The organism is Companilactobacillus alimentarius DSM 20249 (genome assembly GCF_002849895.1).
Lineage (GTDB): Bacteria > Bacillota > Bacilli > Lactobacillales > Lactobacillaceae > Companilactobacillus > Companilactobacillus alimentarius.
This window is the reverse complement of sequence record NZ_CP018867.1, coordinates 551538-576769: the sequence shown is the minus strand read 5'-3', so window position 1 is coordinate 576769 and position 25232 is coordinate 551538. Positions and strand designations below refer to the sequence as shown.

Annotated in this window: 24 protein-coding genes; 15 read left to right on the top strand and 9 right to left on the bottom strand. The window is 34.9% G+C overall.

Annotated features, from left to right (window positions below; genetic code table 11):
• Both LA20249_RS02865 and LA20249_RS02860 read left to right on the top strand, forming a co-directional pair.
• Positions 1 to 1089: a carbamoyl phosphate synthase small subunit gene (locus tag LA20249_RS02865; RefSeq protein ID WP_057739616.1), complete on the top strand. Its 1089-nt coding sequence runs from the start codon at positions 1 to 3 to the stop codon at positions 1087 to 1089.
• Entirely contained in the window at positions 1080 to 3482 is a 2403-nt protein-coding gene (locus tag LA20249_RS02860) for an ATP-binding protein (RefSeq protein WP_057739614.1), read from the top strand. Before LA20249_RS02865 ends, LA20249_RS02860 begins: the two co-directional genes overlap by 10 nt.
• Before the next feature lie 54 nt (positions 3483 to 3536).
• Here LA20249_RS02860 and LA20249_RS02855 read toward each other — a convergent pair whose 3' ends face one another.
• Positions 3537 to 5198 (bottom strand): Rqc2 family fibronectin-binding protein, encoded by a 1662-nt coding sequence (locus LA20249_RS02855; RefSeq protein ID WP_057739612.1) that lies wholly within the window; start codon positions 5196 to 5198, stop codon positions 3537 to 3539.
• 136 nt (positions 5199 to 5334) lie between these two features.
• On the opposite strand from LA20249_RS02855, the gene LA20249_RS02850 reads away from it, so the two are divergent.
• Together LA20249_RS02850 and LA20249_RS02845 are read left to right on the top strand one after the other, a co-directional pair.
• Positions 5335 to 6201 (top strand): DegV family protein, encoded by an 867-nt coding sequence (locus tag LA20249_RS02850; RefSeq protein ID WP_057739872.1) that lies wholly within the window; start codon positions 5335 to 5337, stop codon positions 6199 to 6201.
• A 129-nt stretch (positions 6202 to 6330) separates the two neighbouring features.
• Positions 6331 to 7602 (top strand): CAP domain-containing protein, encoded by a 1272-nt coding sequence (locus LA20249_RS02845; RefSeq protein ID WP_057739610.1) that lies wholly within the window; start codon positions 6331 to 6333, stop codon positions 7600 to 7602.
• Positions 7603 to 7676: 74 nt separating this feature from the next.
• On the opposite strand, the gene LA20249_RS02840 is transcribed toward LA20249_RS02845, so the two are convergent.
• Positions 7677 to 8264 (bottom strand): site-specific integrase, encoded by a 588-nt coding sequence (locus tag LA20249_RS02840; protein ID WP_057739608.1) that lies wholly within the window; start codon positions 8262 to 8264, stop codon positions 7677 to 7679.
• 528 nt (positions 8265 to 8792) lie between these two features.
• Entirely contained in the window at positions 8793 to 9680 is an 888-nt protein-coding gene (locus tag LA20249_RS02835) for a LysR family transcriptional regulator (RefSeq protein WP_057739606.1), read from the bottom strand.
• Between the two features lie 112 nt (positions 9681 to 9792).
• Here LA20249_RS02835 and LA20249_RS02830 point away from each other — a divergent pair, with 112 nt between their 5' ends.
• From LA20249_RS02830 to LA20249_RS02810, 5 genes are all read left to right on the top strand, one after another.
• Complete coding sequence (locus tag LA20249_RS02830) at positions 9793 to 10296, top strand: DapH/DapD/GlmU-related protein (RefSeq protein WP_057739604.1); 504 nt, start codon at positions 9793 to 9795, stop codon at positions 10294 to 10296.
• Positions 10297 to 10309: 13 nt separating this feature from the next.
• The gene (locus LA20249_RS02825; RefSeq protein WP_057739601.1) at positions 10310 to 11044 is read left to right on the top strand and encodes an SDR family oxidoreductase; all 735 of its coding nucleotides are present in this window, start codon (positions 10310 to 10312) and stop codon (positions 11042 to 11044) included.
• A gap of 21 nt (positions 11045 to 11065) precedes the next feature.
• A complete protein-coding gene (locus LA20249_RS02820) occupies positions 11066 to 12073 on the top strand; it encodes an alpha/beta hydrolase (protein WP_057739599.1) in 1008 nt (335 codons plus the stop codon).
• A gap of 376 nt (positions 12074 to 12449) precedes the next feature.
• Positions 12450 to 14852: a phosphoenolpyruvate synthase gene (ppsA, locus tag LA20249_RS02815; protein ID WP_057739597.1), complete on the top strand. Its 2403-nt coding sequence runs from the start codon at positions 12450 to 12452 to the stop codon at positions 14850 to 14852.
• A gap of 170 nt (positions 14853 to 15022) precedes the next feature.
• Positions 15023 to 16012 (top strand): zinc-binding dehydrogenase, encoded by a 990-nt coding sequence (locus tag LA20249_RS02810; protein ID WP_235806782.1) that lies wholly within the window; start codon positions 15023 to 15025, stop codon positions 16010 to 16012.
• An 83-nt stretch (positions 16013 to 16095) separates the two neighbouring features.
• Here the strand turns inward: LA20249_RS02810 and LA20249_RS02805 are convergent, their stop codons facing one another.
• On the bottom strand, positions 16096 to 16836 hold the full coding sequence (locus LA20249_RS02805; protein ID WP_057739594.1) for an SDR family oxidoreductase: 741 nt from the start codon (positions 16834 to 16836) through the stop codon (positions 16096 to 16098).
• An 84-nt stretch (positions 16837 to 16920) separates the two neighbouring features.
• Here LA20249_RS02805 and LA20249_RS02800 point away from each other — a divergent pair, with 84 nt between their 5' ends.
• From LA20249_RS02800 to LA20249_RS02790, 3 genes are all read left to right on the top strand, one after another.
• Positions 16921 to 17331, top strand: a complete 411-nt coding sequence (locus LA20249_RS02800; protein WP_057739593.1) for a MerR family transcriptional regulator — start codon at positions 16921 to 16923, stop codon at positions 17329 to 17331.
• Positions 17332 to 17392: 61 nt separating this feature from the next.
• Entirely contained in the window at positions 17393 to 17647 is a 255-nt protein-coding gene (locus tag LA20249_RS02795) for a hypothetical protein (RefSeq protein ID WP_057739591.1), read from the top strand.
• On the top strand, positions 17644 to 18051 hold the full coding sequence (locus LA20249_RS02790; RefSeq protein ID WP_057739589.1) for a type II toxin-antitoxin system death-on-curing family toxin: 408 nt from the start codon (positions 17644 to 17646) through the stop codon (positions 18049 to 18051). Before LA20249_RS02795 ends, LA20249_RS02790 begins: the two co-directional genes overlap by 4 nt.
• Positions 18052 to 18077: 26 nt before the next feature.
• On the opposite strand, the gene LA20249_RS02785 is transcribed toward LA20249_RS02790, so the two are convergent.
• Together LA20249_RS02785 and LA20249_RS02780 are read right to left on the bottom strand one after the other, a co-directional pair.
• A complete protein-coding gene (locus LA20249_RS02785; protein WP_057739587.1) occupies positions 18078 to 18710 on the bottom strand; it encodes an NAD(P)H-binding protein in 633 nt (210 codons plus the stop codon).
• Positions 18711 to 18910: 200 nt separating this feature from the next.
• Positions 18911 to 20173 (bottom strand): replication-associated recombination protein A, encoded by a 1263-nt coding sequence (locus tag LA20249_RS02780; protein WP_057739585.1) that lies wholly within the window; start codon positions 20171 to 20173, stop codon positions 18911 to 18913.
• A 174-nt stretch (positions 20174 to 20347) separates the two neighbouring features.
• Between LA20249_RS02780 and LA20249_RS02775 the strand changes: the two genes are divergently transcribed.
• Positions 20348 to 21190, top strand: coding sequence for an NAD(P)H-binding protein (locus tag LA20249_RS02775; protein ID WP_057739583.1), 843 nt, complete (start codon positions 20348 to 20350; stop codon positions 21188 to 21190).
• 45 nt (positions 21191 to 21235) lie between these two features.
• Here the strand turns inward: LA20249_RS02775 and LA20249_RS02770 are convergent, their stop codons facing one another.
• Both LA20249_RS02770 and LA20249_RS02765 read right to left on the bottom strand, forming a co-directional pair.
• Positions 21236 to 21763 carry a DapH/DapD/GlmU-related protein gene (locus LA20249_RS02770; RefSeq protein WP_199488139.1) on the bottom strand — a complete coding sequence of 176 codons (528 nt, stop codon included), beginning with the start codon at positions 21761 to 21763 and terminating at the stop codon, positions 21236 to 21238.
• A 13-nt stretch (positions 21764 to 21776) separates the two neighbouring features.
• Complete coding sequence (locus LA20249_RS02765; RefSeq protein ID WP_083477963.1) at positions 21777 to 22616, bottom strand: aldo/keto reductase; 840 nt, start codon at positions 22614 to 22616, stop codon at positions 21777 to 21779.
• Positions 22617 to 22722: 106 nt separating this feature from the next.
• Here LA20249_RS02765 and LA20249_RS02760 point away from each other — a divergent pair, with 106 nt between their 5' ends.
• A complete protein-coding gene (locus tag LA20249_RS02760) occupies positions 22723 to 23619 on the top strand; it encodes a LysR family transcriptional regulator (protein WP_057739581.1) in 897 nt (298 codons plus the stop codon).
• A 358-nt stretch (positions 23620 to 23977) separates the two neighbouring features.
• Positions 23978 to 24853: a DMT family transporter gene (locus LA20249_RS02750; RefSeq protein ID WP_057739579.1), complete on the top strand. Its 876-nt coding sequence runs from the start codon at positions 23978 to 23980 to the stop codon at positions 24851 to 24853.
• Between the two features lie 120 nt (positions 24854 to 24973).
• On the opposite strand, the gene LA20249_RS11645 is transcribed toward LA20249_RS02750, so the two are convergent.
• Entirely contained in the window at positions 24974 to 25132 is a 159-nt protein-coding gene (locus LA20249_RS11645) for a hypothetical protein (protein ID WP_157054446.1), read from the bottom strand.
• Positions 25133 to 25232: the final 100 nt, after the last annotated feature.

Sequence of the window (25232 nt, the reverse complement as noted above, 5' to 3'; positions counted from 1 at the left end):
ATGAAACGTTATTTAATCTTAGAAGACGGAACTGTATTTCCTGGAGAAAGTTTTGGATCTTCTATCATTACCACGGGACAATTGGTAATTTCAAATAATCGTACCGGAATTGAGCAATCGGTTACCGATCCTAATTCTGAAGGACAGATCATTGCCTTTACAATTCCAGCTGTTGGTAGCTCAGGAATTAACCGCGATTTTTATGAATCTATTAATTCTCAATGCAAAGGAGTCGTTATCGGCTCATCAAGTTTATCTACCGTTGATGGTTCGGTCTCATTTGAAGACTGGATCACTAGTTTAAAGATTCCTGGAATCAAAAACGTTGATGTACGTGCTTTGTCACGCCACATTGCAGAACATGGAGAGATGAAGGCTAGTATTATGGATACGCATGATGAACATGCAATTGATCAAATTAAGGCTTTAGTATTACCGCCCGATTTGGTTAAACGTGTCTCTACACTTCAATCGTATCCTAATCCCAATATGGGTCTAAAAATTGTCATCGTTGATCTAGGTTTAAAATATTCCATTTTAAGGCAGTTATCATACCGTAATTGTAATTCGGTTATTGTTAATTATAATTCGACAGCCGAAGAGATAGAGAATCTTCATCCAGATGGAATTATCTACTCTAACGGACCAGGAGATCCTATAGATTTACCTAATGTTATTAAGGTAATTCAAGTTTTAGAGAAGAAATATCCTATTTTTGGAATTGGCTTAGGTAATTTATTGATTGCACTAGCTAATAAATGTCAAATTGAAAAACTAAAAACACCTCACCATGAGTCATCTTTGGCCGTCAAAGAAGTTGCCAGTGGCAAAATTGATTTTGTCAATCACAACCATTCTTACACGTTGGATCAAAAGTTCATCGGTTCTTCCGATTTTATCGTGACTAACATTTGTGTTGCTGATGGGACTATCGAAGGAATTCGTCATGAATTCTTGCCAATTATGGGAGTTCTTTTTGAACCCGAGGCTGCACCGGGACCGACAGATGGTTATTATGTTTTTGATGAATTTATTGACCTCATTGAGTCAGTCAAGCAACAAGAGGGGAGTAGAGAACAATGGAATTAAACGATATTCATACTATTCTAATTATTGGACCTACAATTAGTGATAAGAATGTCGACCTTTCTACTGCTTTATACGATACTGTCGACATCTTACACAAATTAGGATATAAAACATCTATTATTGTTGAAGATCCAACATCATTATTATCATCTGGAATCTTTTTTGATAAAACGATTGTGGAAAGAGTCAGTGGCGACAATGTTTTAAAATTTGTACAGAAATATCATCCCGACGCTATCTTGCCAACCGTTGGCGATCGTAATGCGTTAGGGATTGTTTCCAGCTTGAACGGTAAAATTGGGAATACTAAAATTTTGGGACCAAACTATGCCTCTTCTTTAGCAACTTTTAAAAGAGATCTATTCATAAAACGTTTGAATCGTGCTAAGTTACCAGTCATCAATTTTATTTCATCTGATGATGAAAAGGAAATTTATAGTTTTATTCGTTCAATTGGCTTCCCAATTATTGCCAGACGTCGATACTCTAATCGTCATTCTAGTGGCTGGACTAACATCAATAACTTATTTGAACTAGATAATTTCATGTCACTCGATGACCTAGAAGACACTAAAATTGAAATTGAACGAAGTATCAGAGGATTCAGTGAATATTCCTTTACGATCGTTCGGGATAGGTTTGATAACTCATCTCTTATTGGAACGATTGAAGATATTGAACCAATTGGTATTCACCACCTAGACTCAAATTTAGTCTCACCAGCTATTTCTTTGAATGATTCAAAACTTCAAAGACTGAGAAATTATTCGATTAAATTAGCTCGTGTTTTCAATATCGTTGGTGTCTGCACCGTACATTTTGCCTATAATCACGTCACCGATGAAAGTTATATTACTGAATTTATTCCTCGTTTGAGCGAGGAAACCAAATTCTTGGAATATGCGACTAGTTACCCTCTAGCCACCGCAGTTGCTGAATTATGCGTTGGTTTTCACTTGGACAAATTGCAATTGGATGCTGGTAACTTTTTCAATGGTGCTACCGAACCATTTGTCGATCATATCACTTCAAGATTTCCACAATGGAAGACTCCCGGACAAAAGTATTTGGGACCAAGCAAAACTTCCAATTCAAGTATTATTGTCAATGGGTTTAGTTTGGAAGAAGTTCTAAATAAGGGTGCTCTCAACGATAAATTCAACAATAATTTTGACCGATATGAAAAATTACGTAAATTAGATGATGATGAGCTCTTTGAAAAGATCATTCACCCCACTAATTGGATGTTAGATGTTTTATTGGAGGCTATGCGTCGTAAATTTGAAAAACCGGTTTTATCTGAGATTACCGGAATCAATATGCCTTATTTAACGGCACTACAGAATATCATTGACAATAGTTTGATCATTCGCGAGGGTGAAATTGACGGCAAAAATGTTGAACGCATGGTCGAAATGGGCGTTAAAGGTGTTGGTCACAGTAAATTACTGCTAGATAGTCAGGATATTGTTACCAGAACAGTCGTAAAAAATAAATCTGCCGTTTCAGTGGCCAATAAAGACTATTCAAACCGAAATTATTTCGTCACTAGTGGTATCAGCAATGAACTGGAATTAACTGATCGTAAAAAAATTGTTGTACGAACACCAATCATTACTTCAAAAACTGATATTACGATTCGACAATTTGTCTTGTTTCAACTTACTAAATCAATTGATCAAAATGGTTTAGAGCCAATTATTGTTGGTCGAGAGCCTTGGAATGCTCCATTATCAATGCGTAAGAAGATTATCGAAATTGACGATCCACACATGGAAATGAAATCATTAAAATTGATTCCTAATGATAATATTTTAAATATCATTGACTTATCGAAAAATTTGATTGATTCCGGTGACGATCGTCTCTTTCAATTCAGTGCTCAAGAGATAAAGAATACTGGTATAACTAGTGATATCTCAGCACGTGTGATGGTTGTAACAGATGGACATGACTTTTTAGTACCATCAGTTATTCTTCGTATGAAAAAAAATAAACACTTATATGAAGTTAGTTCCGTTAATAACTTTATGACTCCAGAAGATTATAATGATTTTTCAAAATTAATTTCTGGAGAATTGGAAGACGAAGATCAAGTTGCTATCTATAATTTTGAATTTGTCCGTCCCAATGACCGTTGGTTAGTATCTAAGAAGTATCGTGGGATGACCAATGATATTATTCGTCATGAATTAGCTAGCTCAGTTCATGTTATCGACACCTTAGTTAAATTGTTGCTCGGCAATAAAATTGGCAATGATTTACCTCTAACTAAAATATTTAGTAATTGTGATGAGGATTATCTACTAACAATTGATAATAAACGTTACAAACTACTTGATAAAGCTGGAATGCAAAAGACAATCGATGAATTAAAACAGAATAATAAGTAACCAAAATACCTCTAACTTTTTCAGTTAGAGGTATTTTGATCATTCTAAATTCAACTATTTCTTCAAATCAGCAACCATTTGACGATCAGGGTCAACTAAAATTGTTTTTTGACCTTCAAAGATGACGAAGCCTGGTTTAGCGCCATTAGGTTTACGGATATTTCTAATCTGAACATAATCAACCGGAACCTTGCTAGATTCACGTGCCTTTGAATAATAGGCGGCAATTGTAGCAGCCTCTGTGATTGATTGTTCATCAGGATCACTCGTCTTTAAAATGACGTGTGAACCGGGAATATCTTTAACGTGGAACCAGTAATGATTTTTTTGAGAAAGCTTCATTGTTAATTGGTCATTTTCAAGATTGTTTTTACCAACAGTAATATCAATACCGTTAGTTGATCTGAAATCCTCGCCAATATGTTTCTTGCGCTTCTTACGAGCATTCTTACGTCTTTTCTTGATATATCCAGAATCAATCAATTCATCGACAATGCCATCAACATCTTCAATATCAACATAGTCAAGAGAGGCTAAGACTGACTCAAGATAGTTAACTTCGTTTGTCGTAATTTCTAATTGCTCATTAATATGGGGAATCGAATTTTGTAATTTCCGATATTTTTTATAATAATGCTGAGCATTTTCAGAAGGAGAATATTCTGGATTAAGTTTTATTTTCACATCTTCATTATTATAATAATTGGTTAAAGTAATTGTTGAAGAACCGCGTTTCACTTTCGACATATAAGTAGTTAATAATTCTCCATACAAATTGTATTTACTCATAATCTTAGTCTGATCAAGTTGTTTGTTTAGTTTCTTGATCTTAGATTTATCCTTTTTCAAAATAATATCTAAGCGACGTGTGATACTCTTAGTCTGCTGTTCGATTCTGTCTACTCGAGCTTTATCCAAATAATAATTATCCAATAATTCACTTAAAGTTGCGAAGCTCTTAACTTCCTGTGTTGTATTAGTAAAAGCAATTGGGAAAAAGCCTAGCTTGTGCTTACTATTGGAATTAGCACTGTTAGGATGAAGATTGTTCTGATATAAATTGATAAAATCAGACAATGTATTGCCATCATTCAGAAAAGCTTCTAATTCAGCTGAAGTATCTAAGCCGATTCCTTCATATTTACTACGCAAATCACTAGCAGTTAAATCTGATAGACTTTCATCATTTTGTTCAAAAGGATTAATCTTATTTTGAGCAGGTGGCAATTTATAATCGTCGCCGGGTAAGAGTCCACGAAAACTATTATTCTCGGGTGAAACACGTTTAACTAAATCAATTATCTTACCGTTTTCCTTATTAACTAAAAAGATATTACTGTGACGACTCATGATTTCTGTGATCAAAGTATATTCATGAATATCTCCTAATTCATTTTTAGCACTAAGGTCAATAATAACGATTCGGTCATTGTTGAGCTGTTTAAAATCTTGTACAATCGCACTAGTGATGTATTTTCTCAAAGACATAACAAAAGTGGAGGGTTTAGCAGGATTTGCGAAGGGCTGATCAGTTATTTGAACTCGAGCATATGAGGGATGAGCTGATAAAAGTAACTGTTGGTTCTTTCGATTACTTCTAACCGTCAAGATCAATTCATTAGCAAAAGGCTGTTGAATCTTGGCAATTCGTCCACCGCGCAAATTCTGGTTTAATTCGTTTACCATAACATGGGTAAACATTCCGTCAAAAGACATATTTTGCTTCCTTTCCATTCTTACATGATAAATTCTGAAACTTTTGTGGTGTAACAAAAATAAAATTGATTGAATATGATATAATCTAATGGTTATACAATCATTATACGTAACCAAACAAGGAATTGATAAATTTATGAAAATAGCCATTGTAACAGATAGTACATCTTATTTGCCACAAGAAACAGTCGATAAATATAATATAACAGTTGTGCCAATAGAGGTAGTATTTAATACTAAAACATATCGTGAAGATATTGATATTACTACATCTGAATTCTATAAATTACTACAGGAATCACCAGAGTTACCATCAACAGCACAACCTTCGATTGGTGAAATGATGAAAATATACGATAAATTGGCTAAAGAAGGCTATGATACCGTAATTTCAATTCATTTAGCAAGTACAATCTCCGGATTCGTAAATAATCTTAAGAGTGCTGCTAAAACAATTGATAATATTAACGTAGTTGTCTACGACTCTCATATAACTGTACGCTTAATGGGCTACTTAGCACAAGAGGCTGCTAGGATGTCTCAGGAAAATAAACCACTCGATGAAATAATTGATCTTCTGGATACCTTAAGAAGTTCTATTGGTGAATCTTTTGTCGTCAACGATTTAAAGAATCTAGTTAAAGGTGGAAGATTATCTAATACCTCAGCAGTTATTGGTACCGTTTTAAATATTAAGCCATTATTAGAATTCGATGACCAAACTCACAAGATCGTAGCTTATGACAAGGTACGTTCAATAAAAAAGGCTAAATTGAAAGCTGAAGAAAAACTTTCTAAAGCTATGGACTCGGTTGATTATCCATTGAGATTATTAGTAATAGACGCTGACGACAGAAAAGATGGAGACCGTTGGGCAAGTGAGATACATGAGAAATATCCTGACGTAACCATCGATCGTTCATATTTTGGACCTGTTATTGGAGCTCATTTAGGCAAAGACGCCTTAGCAATTGCCTGGATTAGAGATTTTGAAAAATCTTAATATGAAGCCGAAAGGCTTTTTTATTTTAATGAAATAATATAAAATATTTATTATAGCTAAAGCTTTATTAATAATGTTTATGAGGTAAAATAAGTATAAGCATATTTTCACAAGGAAAAGGGGAGTATCATGTTTTCTAAAACTAAGAGAGCAGCTATTTTATTAGCCGCAGCCGCACTTCTTACCACAAGTCTGGGAGGGAACATTGTTTACGCTGATACTAATTCTGATGTAAATAATTCCACGACAAGTGTAACAACTGCTGACAGCGATACTAATAAAAACGTAGAAACTGCTACAAATAATAATAGTGATACAAACAATCAAGTTGTGAATCCAGCAACTTCCACATCATCTGACGCTAATAGTAGTGTAACTACTAATACAAATAGTGCCAACGGAGTTGCTAAAACTCAATCTACGTACAGCAATATTGATATCATGGCTGTTAAAACAGCTATGTTTAACGAATTGAATCGTTTGCGTTCTCAAAATGGTCTAATGCCATTAAGTGAAGTTGCAGAACTTAATAATTATGCTCAAAAGAGAACCGACAGTTTTATTCAAACAGGTAGTGTCGACAATCATGCCGGTTGGAATTCAGCCGACATGTATCCGTATTATTTAGATGCAGAAGAGAATATCGCTCAAATGCCTTATTCAATGATCAATTCAACTGATCCAACCGTTATTGCTCAAAAAATTACGCATGAATTTTACAGTGAAACATATGATCCCGAGCCTAATTATGGTCATAGAAAGAACATGCTAAATCCTTATATCAATTATGTTGGTATTGGGGTGAGTGTTGGTTCAGACGGAATGGTTTACTTCTCACAAGAAATGGGAAATAATCAAGCCTCACATAGTCAATATAATGCTAACGATATTTATGCTTACTACTTAACTAATGAAAATGATTACGCCAACGTTTCTAAATATGATTTAGCTGATTCTGGTCGCACTAATCCAGATTACACAAATAGAGATAACTATTCCGTAGCTGATGTTCGTGGTGGCGTAACTACTAAGGACAAAGTTACTCCTATCTACGATCGTAATGGTAATAAACGAGTTGACTTGTCCTTAGCTCCAGATACTTCTTGGGCATCCGATATCATTGCTATTATTGACGGTAACTTCTATTACCACGTATCTACCAATGGTTTTGTTTCAGCCAATGATGCATTACCTTGGGCTAGTTTCTTGGCAGGCACAACCGTAACAGCAACAACCACTGCTAAGGTTTATGATAATAATGGTAACTATACCGGTGCTACGGTTGCTCCTAAGTCAGCCTGGATTGTTGATAGAAGAGCTGTTAACCCATTGACGAATGTTAAAATGTATCGTATCGGAACTAACGCTTGGATTCAACAAAATCAATTGGCACTTAATTAAGGTTTCTTATATTAAATTAAATATGGAATAAAACACGATTTCACTTAAAAGTGAAATATGTTTTATTCCTTTTTTTATCCAAAATCAATTTGATCAAGCATTGCTTCACGTGATTCCTGATCTAATCCCAAGTAAGCCAAAGTCATTTGTTGACTACTATGATTCAATAATCTCATTACTAGACCGATATTATAATTCGATTGAATGTAAACACGATAAGCTCCGGTTTTTCTCATCGTATGCGTACCAAGATAATTAATATTCAACAGATCACCAGTTTTAGACATTATTTTGTAAAATTGTTTTTCAGTTATGTGACGCTCAGGTCTCTGCATTGATGGAAATAACCATTCAGAATTAATTTTGTTTTCTAACAACCATTTTTGATAAATCAATAAATCACGATTAATTGGTTTTAAATACAGAGTGTTAGGTTTGCCAGTTTTTTTATCATGAATAAATGCTGTTTTCCTTAATTCATCATACTCGTCAAAAATATCATTATATTTTAAAGCTAAAACATCGGAAACTCGAAGTAGGGTGGCTTTGCCAGTTTGAAAAATCGTATAGTTTCTGCGTCCGTATTTAAAATTTCGCAATAGAGTATCTTGAACTTCACTTAATATATTACTGTCCTTAATCGGTAAAACCAATTGTTTCATTATTTCTCCATTCTAAATTGAAAAAAGTTCATATTTATCATTAATATAATTCTTTGGTCTAAATTTACGTCTTTTTTAGGTTAAATTTTTCGTTTTATTGAAGGGGTTATTTTTACAATACACTGATAAATAGCCCCCATCAATATATTATAATTTTTTCGGCTTGATACGTCAACATTTTGCAGGGGCTATTTATTACAAATAGCCCCCGTTTTGCCTATATTTTCCCTAAAATGGAGAATGTTAATTCTATGGGTAAGTTCATTCTTTAGACGAAGAACTATGCATTAGTTTTCCACAGAAGACGCCTGTCAGCATCCTATGAAATTACTGCGTTAATTCATCTTTGTGAGTACATATTAAGGAAAATAAGGGGACACATTTAATTGGTATTCAACTATATTTTTCACAACTTATTTAAAATAAAATTATGTAACCCTAGAAAAACTTAAATACAAAATAAGCTCCTTAGTTGTATGGACTTCAAATAGTCTATATAATTAAGGAGCTTTTATATAGTTTAAAAAGTTATAAATCTTCATTATGTAATGAAGCCTGCAATCTTTTAACAAATAACTGAGCAACTTTTGAAAGGACTGTATTTTTCTTCCAAACTACGGTAATAGGTTCTATCATAGGTGGATTGAGTGGGCGGAAGGTCAATTTGTCCTGGTGAGTTTTGTCAATTAGATGATTGAAACTCATCATATAAGCATTACCATTTTCTACTAATAGCTCAGCGTTAAAGACTAAGGTAAAGGTTCCCATAATATTCATTTTTGAACCTAAATTTCCCCACCAATTTTTAAAGCGACTTTTGGAGATTTCTTGTGCAGAAATAAGCAATGGTTTACCTAACAAATCTTTTGGAGAAATAAAATCATTATCCGCTAATAAGGAATCCTTGCGCATTATTAATCCCCACTCATCAGTCTCCGGCATCTGTAAATAGTTATATTCATTTAAATCTCGTTCTCCCATGAAAACAGCGAAATCCAAATTGCCTTGATTAAGCAAGGTTTCCATTTCATCAGCCATCCCGCTAATTAAATGTATTTTGACATCAGGATAATCTTGATTAATGTTTCCCATAATATCTATGATTCGTTTCATCCCAATGCTTTCTCCAGCACCAATAGTTAGGTCTCCACTGATGATCTGATCATTTTTAATATTCAATGATGTTTTGTCAGCAAGTGAAATAATCTCTTCGGCTTTTGATTTTAAATAAACACCCTCAGAGGTTAGAGTTATTTGGCGATGTCCTCGAATAAATAATTTGGTACCTAATTCTTTTTCGAAATCAGATAATTGCTTTGATAGGGTGGGTTGTGAGACCAATAATTTTTCAGCAGCTCTTGTAATATTTTTCTCCTGAGCTACGGCTAAAAAGTAACGTAAGATTCTTAATTCCAAAATTACACCAGCTTCCATAGCTTTTGATTATACTTATGTATATTTTAGAAGTATTTCACATGTTTGGCAAATCATCTTATACTATAGCTATTCGATGGAAAGAGGATTTGTCATGACATGCCAAACTGATTTATTTAAAGTTGATCAACGTCTAGTGGAACAGAACCAGCGCTTGCTTCAACATTTGAATACTGGTCATTTCTGTTCACAAGAGATCAATCAATTATTGAGCGAAATATTAGGATATAAATTGAATCCTAATAATGAAATCAGATTGCCTTTTCACACCGATTATGGAAGAAACATTAAAATTAAACAAAACGTTTTTATCAACAGCAACGTCACGATGGTTGATATTGGTGGTATCCAAATTGACGACGATGTAATCATCGGTCCTAACACAACATTATTGACTACTAATTACTCCAAAGATAATTTAAGTAAAAAGCCTATCAGAATTAAGCAAAATGCTAATATTGGCGGACAAGTGACCATTTTACCTGGTGTCACTGTTGGTGAAAATTCAATAGTTGATCCTGGATCTGTCGTTACCAAAAAAGTTATTGACAATGTTGAAGTGAGCGGGAATCCTGCAAAAAAAATTAATAAAAAATAAAGGAGATTATTCTATGAGTATAGAAAACAAAGTTGTTGTAATAACTGGTGCATCAAGTGGAATTGGTGCTGCCACAACGAAAGAATTAGCCAAAAATCACGCCAAATTAGTCATTGGAGCTAGAAGGTTAGATCGACTGAATGATTTGAAAGCTGAATTTCCTGATGAAGAGATTATTACTCAAAAAGTCGACGTTACTAATTTCGATGAAGTACAAGCTTTAATTGATACTGCCAACGAAAAGTTTGGTCGGATAGACGTTTTATATAACAATGCAGGAATTATGCCAGTCAATGCTTTGATTAACCGTGCTCGTGACGAATGGCAACAGATTTTAAACGTTAATGTTATGGGCGTCCTCAATGGGATTGCTGCAGTCTTACCAACCATGGTCAAGCAGAAGTCAGGTCATATTATTGCAACTGATTCCGTTGCTGGTCATGTTGTTGTGCCAACTCTAGCAGTTTACAATGGATCAAAATTTGCTGTCAGAGCAATCATGGAAGGATTACGTCAGGAACAGCATCAGAATAATATTCGAACGACAATCGTTTCACCAGGTTCTGTTTCGACTGAGCTTTATAAATCTATCAATAATCCTGAAAATCAAAAGGCTGAAATCAATGTAGAAAACCAGATTGGTTTGTCAGCGGAAAATATTGCTAAGTCCGTAGCTTTTGCCATCAGTTCTCCAGCTAATATGGACGTTAACGAGGTTATCATTCGTCCTATCAGACAAGATGTTTAATAAAGAAGGGAAATATAATTTATGAGTAAATTAGCTAATGATACACGTGTTTTTAAAATTAATCCGAAAATAGACGTTCAAAATGTTCGTTTCAAAAATCGCTATGGTTTTATTCTAGCTGGACATTTATATTTACCAACAGACTTCGATGACAGTAAAGAGTATCCTGCCATCGTAATCTCTGGGCCATTTGGTGCCGTTAAAGAGCAATCAAGCGGTTTGTATGCCCAAACTCTGGCCGAGCGTGGTTTTGTAACAGTAGCATTTGACCAATCAACTACAGGCGAAAGTTCTGGCAGTGTCAGAAATGTTGCTTCTCCTGATATCTTTGTCGAAGACTTCTCAGCTGCCGTTGACTTCATTGGTCTACAGAAATTTGTCAATTGCGACAGGATTGGAGCTATTGGTATTTGTGGATTAGGTAGCCACGTTTTGACTGCTGCTTCAGTCGATGTCCGTATCAAAGCCGTTGCTACATCAGTTATGTATGATATGTCCGATTCTATGTGGATGGGGATGAATAATTCCAAAACTGAAAAGCAACGTGAAATAGAGAAGCACACCTTGGCACAACAGCGTTGGGAAGATGCTAAAAATCGCATTCCTGCCCGAGGTCTTCATGAATTACCATTTGATGAAAATAATAAACCTTTGCAATCCGATACAATTCTCCCAGAAAAATTGCCAAAGAATGCTGATCCGGTAACAACAGAATTCTATAATTATTATCGTGGCAGAGCCTTCCATCCTCGTTCAGTTAATTCTGCAGCTGCATGGACTGCCACTACACCGCTTGGATATTATAATTTCCATTTACAAGCACACATTGAGACTATTTCACCGCGTCCAGCTTTGATTGTAACTGGAGAAAAAGCTCATTCACGCTATATGGCTGAAGAGTCATACGACCGCCTGAAGGATCCAAAAGAATTGGTTATTGTACCTGGAGCTACTCATACTGATTTATATGATCAAATGGATTTAATTCCATTTGATAAATTTGATAAATTCTTTAAAGAAAATCTTTAAATACAAAAAGACTGATTTTTACATAAATCAGTCTTTTTTGTACTTAAATCATTAATAGAACTATCTATTTTCGGGTAAATTATTGAATTAAATCTTGAGTTTAATGACAACATTGTGAATAGTTTATCTTTGTGATCAAGCGATTAAATAAATTACTTATCAATAGACACTTCGTCTATTGAATGCCTATATATTAACGTATATATCATATAATTATACTTGATTCAAAAGAGTATAAAATGAATTTTAAAACTAAAATCATAAAATAAGGTAACATTTTGTGAGTGATTGAACTATAATGTATTTGTAATAAGAAAGCGGTTACATTTATAGTTTAGGAATGATTTAGAATATAAAATTCAAGGAGGCAAATACTATGAGTAGTCGTGATACTGCAAATGTTTTATGGTTCGAAGATTTACATCGAAAGGATGTCAATTTAGTAGGAGGTAAGTCATCTTCACTTGGAGAGATGACTTCGTCAATGAATATTCCAGTACCATATGGTTTTGCTACAACTGCACGTGCATATCGATATTTTATGAGTCAAACAGGACTAAACGATAAAGTTAATGAATTACTAGAAAGTATCAAGGACTATGAAAATTCAGATGAGCTTCATAAGGCCTGTGAAAAAATCAGAAATTTGATTGTTGACGCAAAGATGCCTGATGATTTGGCTGAAGATATCAAAAAAGGTTATACTGATTTATCTGAGAAAATGGGTCAAAAAGATCCCTTTGTTGCCATCAGATCATCCGCTACAGCTGAAGATTTACCTAACGCATCATTTGCTGGTCAACAGGAATCTTACTTAAATATTAAAGGCAAAGATGATGTTGTTAATAGAGTTCAACAATGCTATTCGTCACTATTTACTGATCGGGCAACTTACTACAGACACAAGCAACACTTCCCACATGAAAAAGTTGCTTTGTCAGCCGCTGTTCAAATGATGGTCTTCTCCAAAGCTTCAGGGATTATGTTCTCAGTAGATGTTACTAATGGCGATGCATCTAAGATTGTTATTGATTCAATTTATGGTCTTGGCGAATACATTGTCTTAGGGAAGGTTACACCTAATCACTTTGTTGTCGACAAACAATCTATGAAAATAGTTGAGAAAAATGTTGTTAAACAAACTATTCAATTAGTCAGAGACCCAATTGAAGGAACAAAGGAAGAAGCTGTTCCTGAAGAATTACAAGACAAACAAGTTTTGACAGATAAACAAGTTATTGAATTAGCTGGCTATGCTAAAGAAATCGAACGCCACTATGGCTGTTACATGGATATGGAATATGCCTTAGATAAAAGCACTGATAAACTTTGGCTCGTCCAAGCTCGTCCAGAAACAGTTTGGTCACAAAGAAATAAGGAAAAGAAGACTACTGAAAACGAAGGTGATAACGTGGTTTCAGAAGCTGATAGTAAAGTTTTGGTTCGTGGATTGCCAGCAAGTCCTGGAGTAGCTAGCGGAGTTGTTCACGTAATCGACAATCCTGATGATATTGATCAATTCAAGAAGGGTGAAATCCTTGTTACATTGATGACTTCACCTGATTGGGTCCCAGCCATGAAGAAAGCTGCTGCTATTGTTACTAACAATGGTGGTATGACTTGCCACGCTGCTATCGTTTCTAGAGAAATGCAGATTCCATGTATTGTTGGTACAAAGAGTAAAAAAGTTGCTGCCACTGATGTTTTGAAGACTGGCGATGTTATTACTGTCGATGCTACAAATGGTATCGTTTATGACGGTAAAGTTGCCAGCATGCTTAAGAAACCGGCTGCATCCACACAAAGCGGTCAAGTAGTTGCTGCAGAAACATTTGCTCCAACAGCTACTGGAGTTATGATGAATCTAGGCGATCCAGACTTAGCTGACAAGTACTCAACACTTCCAGCTGACGGAATTGGTCTAATGAGAGAAGAGTTCCTCTGGACAACCTTTATCCATGAACACCCACTATATTTGATCGAGCAAGGACACCCAGAAAAAGTCATTGATATGTTAGCCGATGGAATTTCTAAAGTTGCTCGGGCAATGTCGCCAAGACCAGTTATCTTACGTCTTTCAGACTTCAAATCAAGTGAATATCGTAATCTAAAGGGTGGAGAGAAGTATGAACCACATGAACCAGCTGATCTATTAGGTTGGCGTGGTGCCTCACGTTATTATGATCCTAAATATATTGAAGCCTTTAAACTCGAATTAGGTGCCGTTAAGAAAGTTCGGAATGAATTTGGATTGAAGAATTTGAATGTTATGATTCCATTTGTCAGAACTGTTGATGAAGCTAGAAAAGTTACTGACATTATGAGAGGCGAAGGATTAGTACGTAGTGCTGACTTCAAGATTTACATGATGGCTGAGATTCCTTCAAACATCATTCTTGCTGATCAATTCAATCAATACATTGACGGCTACTCAATCGGTTCTAACGATTTAGCAATGTTGATTCTTGGTTGTGATCGTAACAATGATACAGTTGCAAGTCTCTTTGATGAGCGTAATTTAGCTGTAAAGCGTGCTATTAAACACTTGATCAAGGCTGCTCATAAAGATGGCAAAACTGTTTCAATCTGTGGTCAAGCACCTTCTGAATATCCAGACTTTACCAACTTCTTAATTCAATGTGGTATCGACTACGTTTCAGTTAACCCTGACATGGTTAAGGCAACAAAGCGCAACGTTGCTCACTTTGAACAAAGAATTATGCTCGATAAAGCAACTGGGCGTGGTTTGCAAGACCCAACCAATTACGATTGGGAATAAATAGATCGTTTTAGCAGTTAGACCGTAATTGGTCTAGCTGTTTTTTGATTTTAAAATTAATATCTTTTCAGAAACCATTGACTGTAACGGCACGGTATAGTTTAGGATTTAAATAGTAAAGAAAGTTCAAATATTATTTGGTAAATCATAAATTAGAGAGGAATATCATTATGGAAAACACAAAAATGAAGGCTATTAAAATTGAACACAGTTGTAAAGTTGAAGACTTAGTACCTAGATTGGTAGACAAACCAACTATTAAACCAGGATATGTTTTAATAAATGTCAAAGCCTTTGGCGTTAATGAATCTGAGGTTACCAGCCGCAAGGGAGAGTCAGATGGGGACTTTTCTTATCCTAGAATATTAGGTATCGAAGGTACCGGTGTTGTCGCAGAAGTCAATGACGATAGTTCTTTTAAAGTCGGTCAAAAAGTTGCCACTATGATGGGTGGTTTAGGACGTGCTATCGACGGAACATACGCTGAATATACATTGGTTAAGGAAGAAAATGTTATTCCTATTGAAACACAACTAGATTGGGAAACTGTTGGTGCTTTACCAGAAATGCTGCAAACAGCTTACGGTTCCTTAAATGAAGGATTACAGCTTAAAAAAGATGATGTTTTATTAATTAGGGGCGGTACTTCAACCGTTGGTTTAATGGCAGGGGTTATTGCTAAAGATTTAGGGGTTACGGTTATTGCAACTAGTCGTAATCCTAAAAAAATAGATACTTTGAAAAAATATGGTGTCGATTATCCATTACTAGACGATCAAGAATTCGAAAAGAATGTCAAAAAAATAACTCCCGCAGGAGTCGATAAGGTATTGGAACTAGTTGGTCTTGACACTTTATTCCAAGATATGAGTTTCTTGAAAAAGGGAGGCTATGCTTGCTTTACTGGTGCTTTAGGAGGGAAATGGACGATTGATAACTTTTCACCATTCATGATACCAACCGGCGTTTATTTAACTAGTTATGCTGGTGAAGCAAGTGATCTTCCAGCAGATGTTTTTGATTCAGTTTTGAAAAAAATTGAAATACACGAAATATCTGTTCCAATTGCTAAAGCTTATCATGGATTAGAAGAAGCAAGCTTAGCTCAAAGTGACCTTGAATCAGGCAAAGCCAGTGGTAAACGTGTTGTAGTCCTTTAGAATTTTCAAATCAAATTCAGAATAATAATTAACATGTAAAAAGAGCTGACAGTTTGTCAGCTCTTTTTATTAAATATATATCACTACAATTCAGCAGTTGGACGAATTACTAACTCATTAATAGACATATTCTTTGGTGTATCAATCACAAAAGCTACGGTTTTAGCAATCTCATCAGGTTGTAAAACGCTCATTGATGGTTCCTTGATATCATTAGAGATCTTTTGACGTAATTTATCATTATTGATTGAAGTAGCTAATTCAGTTGCTACTTGTCCGGGATAAATGGTTGTCGACTTAATCCCATTTTTTCCTTCTTCTTGACGTAATCCTTCCATTATTGAACGTACGGCAGCCTTAGTACCGGCATAAACAGCAAATTTAGCATGCGTTACAAAGCCGGCTACGGAATCGGTCGAAATAATATGTCCAAAGCCTTGCTGAATCATTGTAGGCAAAACAGCATTGATTCCATTTAAAACTCCATGAATATTAATATTGATCAAATTGTCCCATTCATTTCTAGCACCCTTTCTTAATTCGTTGACAGGCATAATTCCGGCATTGTTCCACATTACATCGACATGTCCATATGTTTTAACAGTCTGATCAACTACGGCTTGTACCTCATTAATTTTAGTAACGTCAGCTTTAAAAGTTAAAATATCTGCCGCAGGATTTTGCTTTTTAATTACCTCTAATTTATCTAAACGACGGGCAGCGATAGATAATTTTGCTCCACTTTGAGCCAATAAATTAGCAGTTGCTGCTCCCATGCCACTGGATGCTCCCATAATAATTATTACTTTATCTTTCAAACTCATACTTGTTTCCTCCAATTAACTTGATAAAATGAATTGTAGTCGTTCAAGTTAACTTGAACGCAAGTAAAAAAAGGAAGTTTTTTTATGAAAATGTATAATATTACTGAAGTAGGGGAAAAATTTGGTTTATCCAAATCAGCTATTCGCTACTATGATGATATAGGATTGATTCCCGACTTAAAAAGAGATCAAAACGGGACAAGAATTTTTGACGCTTCCAATATAAACATGATTCAATCAATAGAATGTTTGAAAAAGACTGGGATGCCCGTCAAGGATATAAAAAAATACGTTGCTTTGATTCAAGCGGGTGACTCGACCTTAGAAACTCGGCTTGATGTGTTTAAGAAACGTGAAAAGATTGTCTTGAAGCAAATACAGGAACTACAAGAGACTCTGTCTGAAATCAAATGGAAATGCGATTACTATCAAATTGCCATTGATGATGGTACCGAGAAAATTATCAAAGCAAAAGTTGAATCAGATGGAGTCTAGTTAAAAATGGCTTTATATATGTATTATGACCTATAATATACGTACAAAGGAGCTGGTATAAATGATTAATCCAGAAGATTTAAAGCAAGTTGTAATAATGATTAAAGATGGCGACTCCTATGCTTTTCCCATTTCTAAAAAAGATAGTGAGTTTCTAAATGCTGATGATAAAACTCGCTTTGAAAAAACTATCTCACCAGATGGTAAGGAGATAACATTTAAGAAGATTGAGAAAGTACGCCCTAATGTTTTAGAAACTGCCAACAAATTATATGATGATCATGCTGATCTAATGAAAAGGTTGGAAAACTTATGATTTATTTAACACCGGAAGAATTTATTGCTATTAATCAATTGGTTCTTAAACGTTCAAATAGTGACTCTATCGGAATTCAATACCCGCAAGGTTTAGATTTAGTGGTCAATCAACCTAAACAGGTAGTATTTGGCAAAGAACTATACCCTAATGTCTGGATCAAAGCGGCCTTTATCATCCAAAAGGTTACTAAAAAGCATATCTTCATCGATGGAAATAAAAGAACAGCACTTTTGTCTGGATTAACATTTCTCAGTATAAATGGGATTGAGTTAAACTTTTCAACAGATGAAGGTGAAAACCTGATACTTGATGTAACTAATACTACAGACAATGACGATATGATGATTACCTTGACTGAGTGGGTAAAAAAACACGTAAGTATTCAAAAAGACTTCTCCTAATAACGGAAGAAGTCTTTTTTAGACGCTTACTTCTTAATAGCGGGCTGATTGAGACCCAAGCTATCATGAATGGCATCGATATCTCCTGTAATTAAACGAACAGCAACTTCACCAACTGATGAAACGGCAGTAGTATTGCCTGAAACTTTCTCATTACGATGTGTAATCACAACATCTTTAGGGCCAGAAATTAAAAAGCCTGGACGCAAAAGTGTGTAATCTAATGAAGATGCTTCGATTACTTTAGCCGCACGGAGATTATGAATCTGTGCCGAATTGTTTTGAACATTATCTTGAGCTCCAACCGACTCCGGAATCTCATTATAGATACCCATAGCAACCATAAAAATTAAGCGGCTAATATGGCATTCTTGCATGGCTTTAATGACATCTTGGGCGAGTGAAGCGAGTTCATCAAAATCACCATTTTCAGATGACAATGCAGAAAAGACCACATCTTGTCCTTGCATAGCTTTAACTAATGCACTATGGTCGTGTACATTAAGCTCAGCTATAGTTTCACGTCCTGGAGTTGGCATCATTCGACTGGCGTGTCGAGAAACTAGTGTTAAATGTGTCTCTGTTTGTGACAATAATGCTTGTCTAACGGCAGATCCCGCTGTACCAGAGGCGCCTAATAGTAATACATTCTTATTCATCGAAAAACTTCCTTATCATTATGTGTTAGTAGACTTTTATTAGATCTATCGAAGTTAGTGCTGCCTATTTTATAGATACAATCGTCATAAGATAAATCTACTTACTTTAAGCATAAGTTGATAGTGAGGTCATGTAAAATACCTATTTTGAAGTGAAATCATTTCATTTTATGCATACTAAAACATAACGTTTTTGAAATTTATTCAGGATAATCTTTTTGATAAATAAAGCGATGTAATTTCAGATACTGCTTGCCAAGCTTTCTTTCATTACTGTTGTCCTTAGGATAATAGTAGCGCCGTCCTTCTAAACCTTTAGGCATATAATTTTGTTGGGCAATCTGATGTGGTTGCGCAAAGGGTGAATCTATCAAGCCACCGCCAGTGATTTCTTCAGAATGCTTATAGTGCATATCGCGTAGTCCTTTAGGCATGGGATGTTCGTTAGGGTGATTGGTATCTTCATCCAACCGCTCCCAAATTTCATCAAAGGAACCGGACTTCGGTGAGATACACATCAACATTGTGGCAAACATCAAGGAATATTTAGCCTTAGGCATCCCAACTTTTTCAGCTTGATTGGCTGCTACAACGATTTGAGTGACTTGTTGTGGATTGGCTAAACCGATATACGTATAAGGAATTTCCCGTAATCGGCGAACGACTGATGGCAAATCGTTATTCTTTAAGAGCACCGCTAAGTAATACAGGGCAGCGTCGGTGTCAGAACCTGCCATTGAATCAGAATATGCTGCTAAGTAATCATAATGCTTAGTGGCTTTTTTATCGTAACTGAAATGTTGCTGCTTGGAAAATTGTTTAACGTCATCAACTGTTATTTTATCGGAATTAATAGCGTGAATCGTTTCTAAAATATTTAAGGCGATTCGCAGATCCCCGTCGGCTGAAATAGCGATTAATTTCAAAGCTTTAGGGTCAACTTGTTCATCGGTCAATTTATATACTTCTTTTATTGCTCGATTCAAGGTAATAACTATATCGTCTTCACTGAGCGCTTTAAATTCGAAAATCTGACATCTAGAACGAATTGCCGGTACGATTGACATGATAGGATTTTCAGTAGTTGAACCGATTAGCATAATGTGCCCATTTTCTAAATAGGGCAGTAGAAAATCCTGCAAAGTCTTGGTCATACGATGAATTTCGTCGATTAATAAAACAAACGACTGGTCTGGGTATTGATCGATTAACTTAGTCAATTTGGCTTTATTATCAGTTGAGGCATTGAATGAGACGAAGGGGTAGTTATTTTGCTTAGCAATTATTTGGGCTAAACTAGTTTTTCCAGTCCCTGGAGCTCCCCAAAGTATTAAAGGGATATTCACATTCTTATCAATAATCTGTCGCAAGGGTTGTCCAACTTTTAACAATTCTTGTTGACCAACCATCTGGCTTAGTTTTTTAGGACGCATGAGGTCGGCTAAAGGCGTTTTGAACGGCATTTTAAAGGTTCCTTTCTTAAGAAATTAACGTTTTTTAAACGTATTCTATTTATATAAAAATGATATTTCATCTATTTACTATATACTTTAATACTTTCATCTAGTGAAATATAATAATCAAGTCTTTACAATGTACTTACGATTAATAATTCAACGTAAGGAGAATACACACATATGAATGTTTTAGTAACAGGCGCTAGTGGTGGATATGGTCACTATGCCTTGGAATATCTTCAAAAAATAACTAAAAAAGATAACTTATATGCTTTGGTTAGAAGTGAAGCTAAAGGTGCTGCTTTAAAGGCTAAAGGTATCAACGTTAGAATCGGTGATTTCTCAGATCTAGAATCAATGAAAAAAGCTTTAAAAGGAATTGACCGTCTACTCTTCGTTTCCGTATCGATTCCTAACATTCAAAAAAACGTGGTAGATGCGGCCGTCTTCAATAATGTTAAATATATCGCTTATACTAGTATTTTAGATCCACAATATTCTAAGTTTGGACTCGAAATAAATCATTCACAAACTGAACAATGGATCAAGGACTCGGGTATTGCTCATACGTTCTTGCGCAATGGCTGGTATTTAGAAATCGCCCAATCTTTAATTGATTACGCTAAGAAGACGAAACAATTTCTATACTTCGCTGACAAAGGTAAAACGACTTTTGCTTTGAAGAGTGAATACGCCAAGATTGGTGCAAAGGTAATTGTTAATGGTAGTGACCAAGAGATTTTAGATCTTGCTCGAACACCGATAACTTATCAGGAATTAGGCTTAGCTACTCAAAAAGCTTTAGGCGAGAAATTGGATATTAAAAAAGTTTCTGCCGATGAGTTTGTCTCAAAATTAAATGGAGCCGGCGTTAATCAACAATTTACAATGATCTCTAAATCTTATCAAGATTATACTATTAAGGGGAATAATGGAGAAGATCAAGCTAGTCAAAGTACTTTCGATGAATTAAATGGTCAACCATTACCAGATCTATCAGAAGCTATTAAAAAGTTATTATAAAGTTAGTAAAAAAATCTCACCATAAATTTCTGGTGAGATTTTTGCTTATTTATTTAATTTTTTAATAACTTTTGCGGGATTGCCGCCAACAACATTATAAGGTTCAACATCTTTAGTTACTATGGCTCCAGCACCGACAATGGCATGCTCGCCAATCGTAAATCCGGGCAAAAGGATAGCTTTAGCACCGATCCAAGCACCTTCTTTAATATGAATTGGAGCAGTCTTTAGAATATTCATATGTTCGATATCGTGATTAGCTGTCAACAGTGTAACTTCAGGGGCAATTTGAACGTTATCATCAATTACTATTCCGCCTAAAGCCACTGTAATCAAACTGTGATTGATAAAAACATTATGTCCAATCTTGATTGGCTTAGCTCGATCAATCTGTGTTGGCGTCCAGATGTTACTGTCATCTGGCAAGCGATCTTCAAACAACTCTTCTAGATATGCTCTAGTTTTAATATCACTAGGATCTGTTTGGTTAAGCTTAAAGCAAAGCGATTTGGAACGTTTACTCTCTTGAACTCCATCTTGATAAAGTTTTGAATTCATGTCGTATATTTTCAATATTTAAACCTCATTAATTTACTTTCGATAAAAATTCTGCGCCATCAGCAGTCAAATGATCGATAAAAGTAGAGTGATTGGTATCTAATTGCGATATCAAATCCATTTCCTTACTTGAAAGATCAAAGTCAAAGATATCAATGTTTTCTTTTAAATGTTGGAGATTGCCTGAACGTGGGATGGCGACAACGTTTCGCTGCATTAACCAACGTAAAATAATTTGTGCAACCGCTTTATCGTGTTGCTCTGCAACACTTTTAAGAATAGGCAACTTGCTTAAAACTTTGATAGTTTCCCCAAAAGGAGACCATGATTCTGGTTGAATATCGTTTTGAAGTGCATATTGTGTTTGAGCAGTTTCTTGAAAGAAAGGATGCATTTCAATTTGGTCCACCATCGGCTTGATTTCACTATGAAAACTCAAGTCAGCTAATTGGAAGGGGGCAAAATTAGAGACACCGATAGCCTTAACTTTTCCATCATGATATAGTTTTTCCAAAGCGCGCCATTCGCCAAAGACATCCCCGTAAGGTTGATGAATTAGATATAAATCTAAATAATCTAATTGCAATTTCTTCAACGAATCCTCGAAGGCTTTTAGAGTTCCATTGTAGCCGTCTGTTTGGATCTTTAGTTTAGAAGTAACGAATAAATCTTCTCGATTAACAGAACTATTTTTGATGCCGATACCAACCTCGGTCTCATTATTGTAATTAGCTGCTGTATCAATTAAACGATAACCGACGTCAATTGCTTCTGGCAAAATCTCAGGTAGTTTTTCGACATTTATTGTTCCTAAACCTAATTGTGGCATGTTTAAATTATTATTCAAAGTAACTGTCTTCACAGTCATCACTCCTCTTTTATTGACTAAGATAATCTTAAAAGAGTAAGTTATATATGTAAAATACTTATATTGACTTAATACCTATTCAATTCATGTATATTAGGAGAAAATATTGGAAACTAGATTATTAAAATACTTCTTAGCTATTGCTAAAGCCGGAACAATTTCGAAAGCGTCTAGGGAGCTGCATGTTACTCAACCTACTTTGAGCCGACAATTAAAAACATTAGAAGAGGAGTTGGGAACAGAGCTCTTTATCAGAAAACAACGTCAAATGATACTGACTCGTGCTGGCGTCCAGTATCAAAGGGATGCTCACAAAATAATTTCGATGTTGGATAATGCTAAGAAAAAGGCTCAACAGGTGGAAAATAATGTTGTTGGCACGATCACTATTGGTTGTATTGAGGCTAATGCTGCTGAATTGATTGCCAAAAGCATTAAACTATATCATCAAAAATATCCAGCTGTAAAATTTGAATTGTATGATTTAGACAGTACGGATATCCAAGAACGTCTCGATCAAGGACTGCTTGACTTGGGGGTTGTTTTAAAGCCTAGCGAAACTGCTAAGTATTACGTACAAAATTTGAATTTAACGGATCAATGGGGGATTGTTGTCTCTAAAAATATTTTGCCGGATGAACAGACTATTTCTCAGCAAGAATTGCAGAAATTACCTATCTTCATTACTCGCAATAGTATTATGCAATCGGAAATGAGTTCTTTATTGAAAATACCTTTGGAGAAGTTGCAAATTGTTGGTACTCAAAATTTAGTTTCAAATTCACTTTATCTAGCCGAAAATCAAACTGCTTATCCTCTATGTGCTAGTGGTGCCTTTGTCGGTAATACTTCAAAATTAAAATTCCTGCCATTACAAGATACAGATTCAATCAAACAACAATTAATTTGGAGTAAACAACGAAAAACATCCGATGTAGTTGATGATTTTATTGATTTGCTCGTAGATCAAGATAATCAATATTTAATGAAAGAAAAACTCTAGTAACAGCTTTGAAATCAAGCGTTACTAGAGTTTTTCTTTAAAATTAATAATGATTGAGGATTTTGTTACAACATAGACGATTCGATCACTCTTATTAATTCTTCTGGACCAACAGTTATCTAAAAGGGATGTGAAATAATATCATTGAATAGTACTTAATTTTGTGCTTTATCCAAACTTGAATTTGCGTTTCTTTTGATCCAATCATATAATAAAAATCATATTTTAGTTAGGGGAGGTTTTCATTTTGTTATATTCACCTTTATTTGAATGTGATGTTCCTTCATACCGCTAATCAGTGGTGTGAAATCCGCTGATTACTTAATTTATAAGTAAATAAAGCGGAGGTTTTTGTATTTTGAATAAGAATAAATTAATAGGTAGTATTTATTTGGCAATATCAGCATGTATTTGGGGTGGTATGTTTGTCGTCGTAAAATCCGTCGTCAAGGAGATTCCACCGATTCAACTAGTTTGGTTAAGATATCTAATTGGTTCTATCGCGTTATTAATAATCGCCCTAGTAGCAAAGATCAAATGGCACTGGGATAGAAAAAACCTATTATTGATATTTATGGTAGGACTTATTGGTGACACAATTTCTATAGTTGCACAAGAGAGTGGAACAATGTTTTCATCGGCACAATTAGGATCAGTTATCACAACGACAACGCCAGCATTTATGATAATTTTCAGTTGGCCATTATTGAAAATTAAACCTACCAAAAATAAATGGATCAGTTTAATCTTTGCTATTTTAGGTGTGGTATCAATCATTGGTCTTCGATTTAGTGGTAAGAATTTACTATTAGGAGTAATCTTTCTTTTCATTGCAGGTCTCACATGGGCTCTAATGTCAGTTCTTATCGAATTGATAGATGAAAAATATAGCATTATTCAAGTGACTTTCCTAGCTACCCTTGTTGCAATTGTTTGTTTAACTCCTATTATTTTTATACAGAGAAATACGCTTGTTAATATATCTTGGGGTAGTCTACACATTTGGCTTAGTCTTTTGTATTTGGGAATTGTTTCAACTGCAATTGCCTTTTTCCTTTGGAACAAGGGATTAGTATTATTTCACAGCCCAACATCAGGATTATTCTTCTTATTTCAACCAATTGTTGGGACATTATTAGGCTGGCTATTTTTAAACGAATCAATCAAATCAGGATTTTTTATTGGTCTGGGATTGATTTCGGTAAGTATCATTGTATCTATTAGAAATGAATAATTATTAAAAATAAAACCAATCAATTCATGATTTTTTATGAATTGATTGGTTTTTATGAATTTCTTCAAATTCTTACAACGTTATTCTTTAGAAGTGATTGTATATGATCAATGCCAAAGCTTAAAAGATGATTAAAACTATGCCACCAACCAATACTAAAATATAAAAATATAACTTATCTGACAAAATTTTTCTGCCGAATTGTTTTGAATTACTGATATTGCCAACGATAGCAAAGATTGCCAAAATTATTAATCCTATGCCTAAAAGTATAGTCATACAAAATCCCTCACATTCTTAAAAACTCAATAAGTCATTTACTAATAATTATATTATCTTACTTTTCTACGATAAATAAAATAGGTACCATGTGCATCTG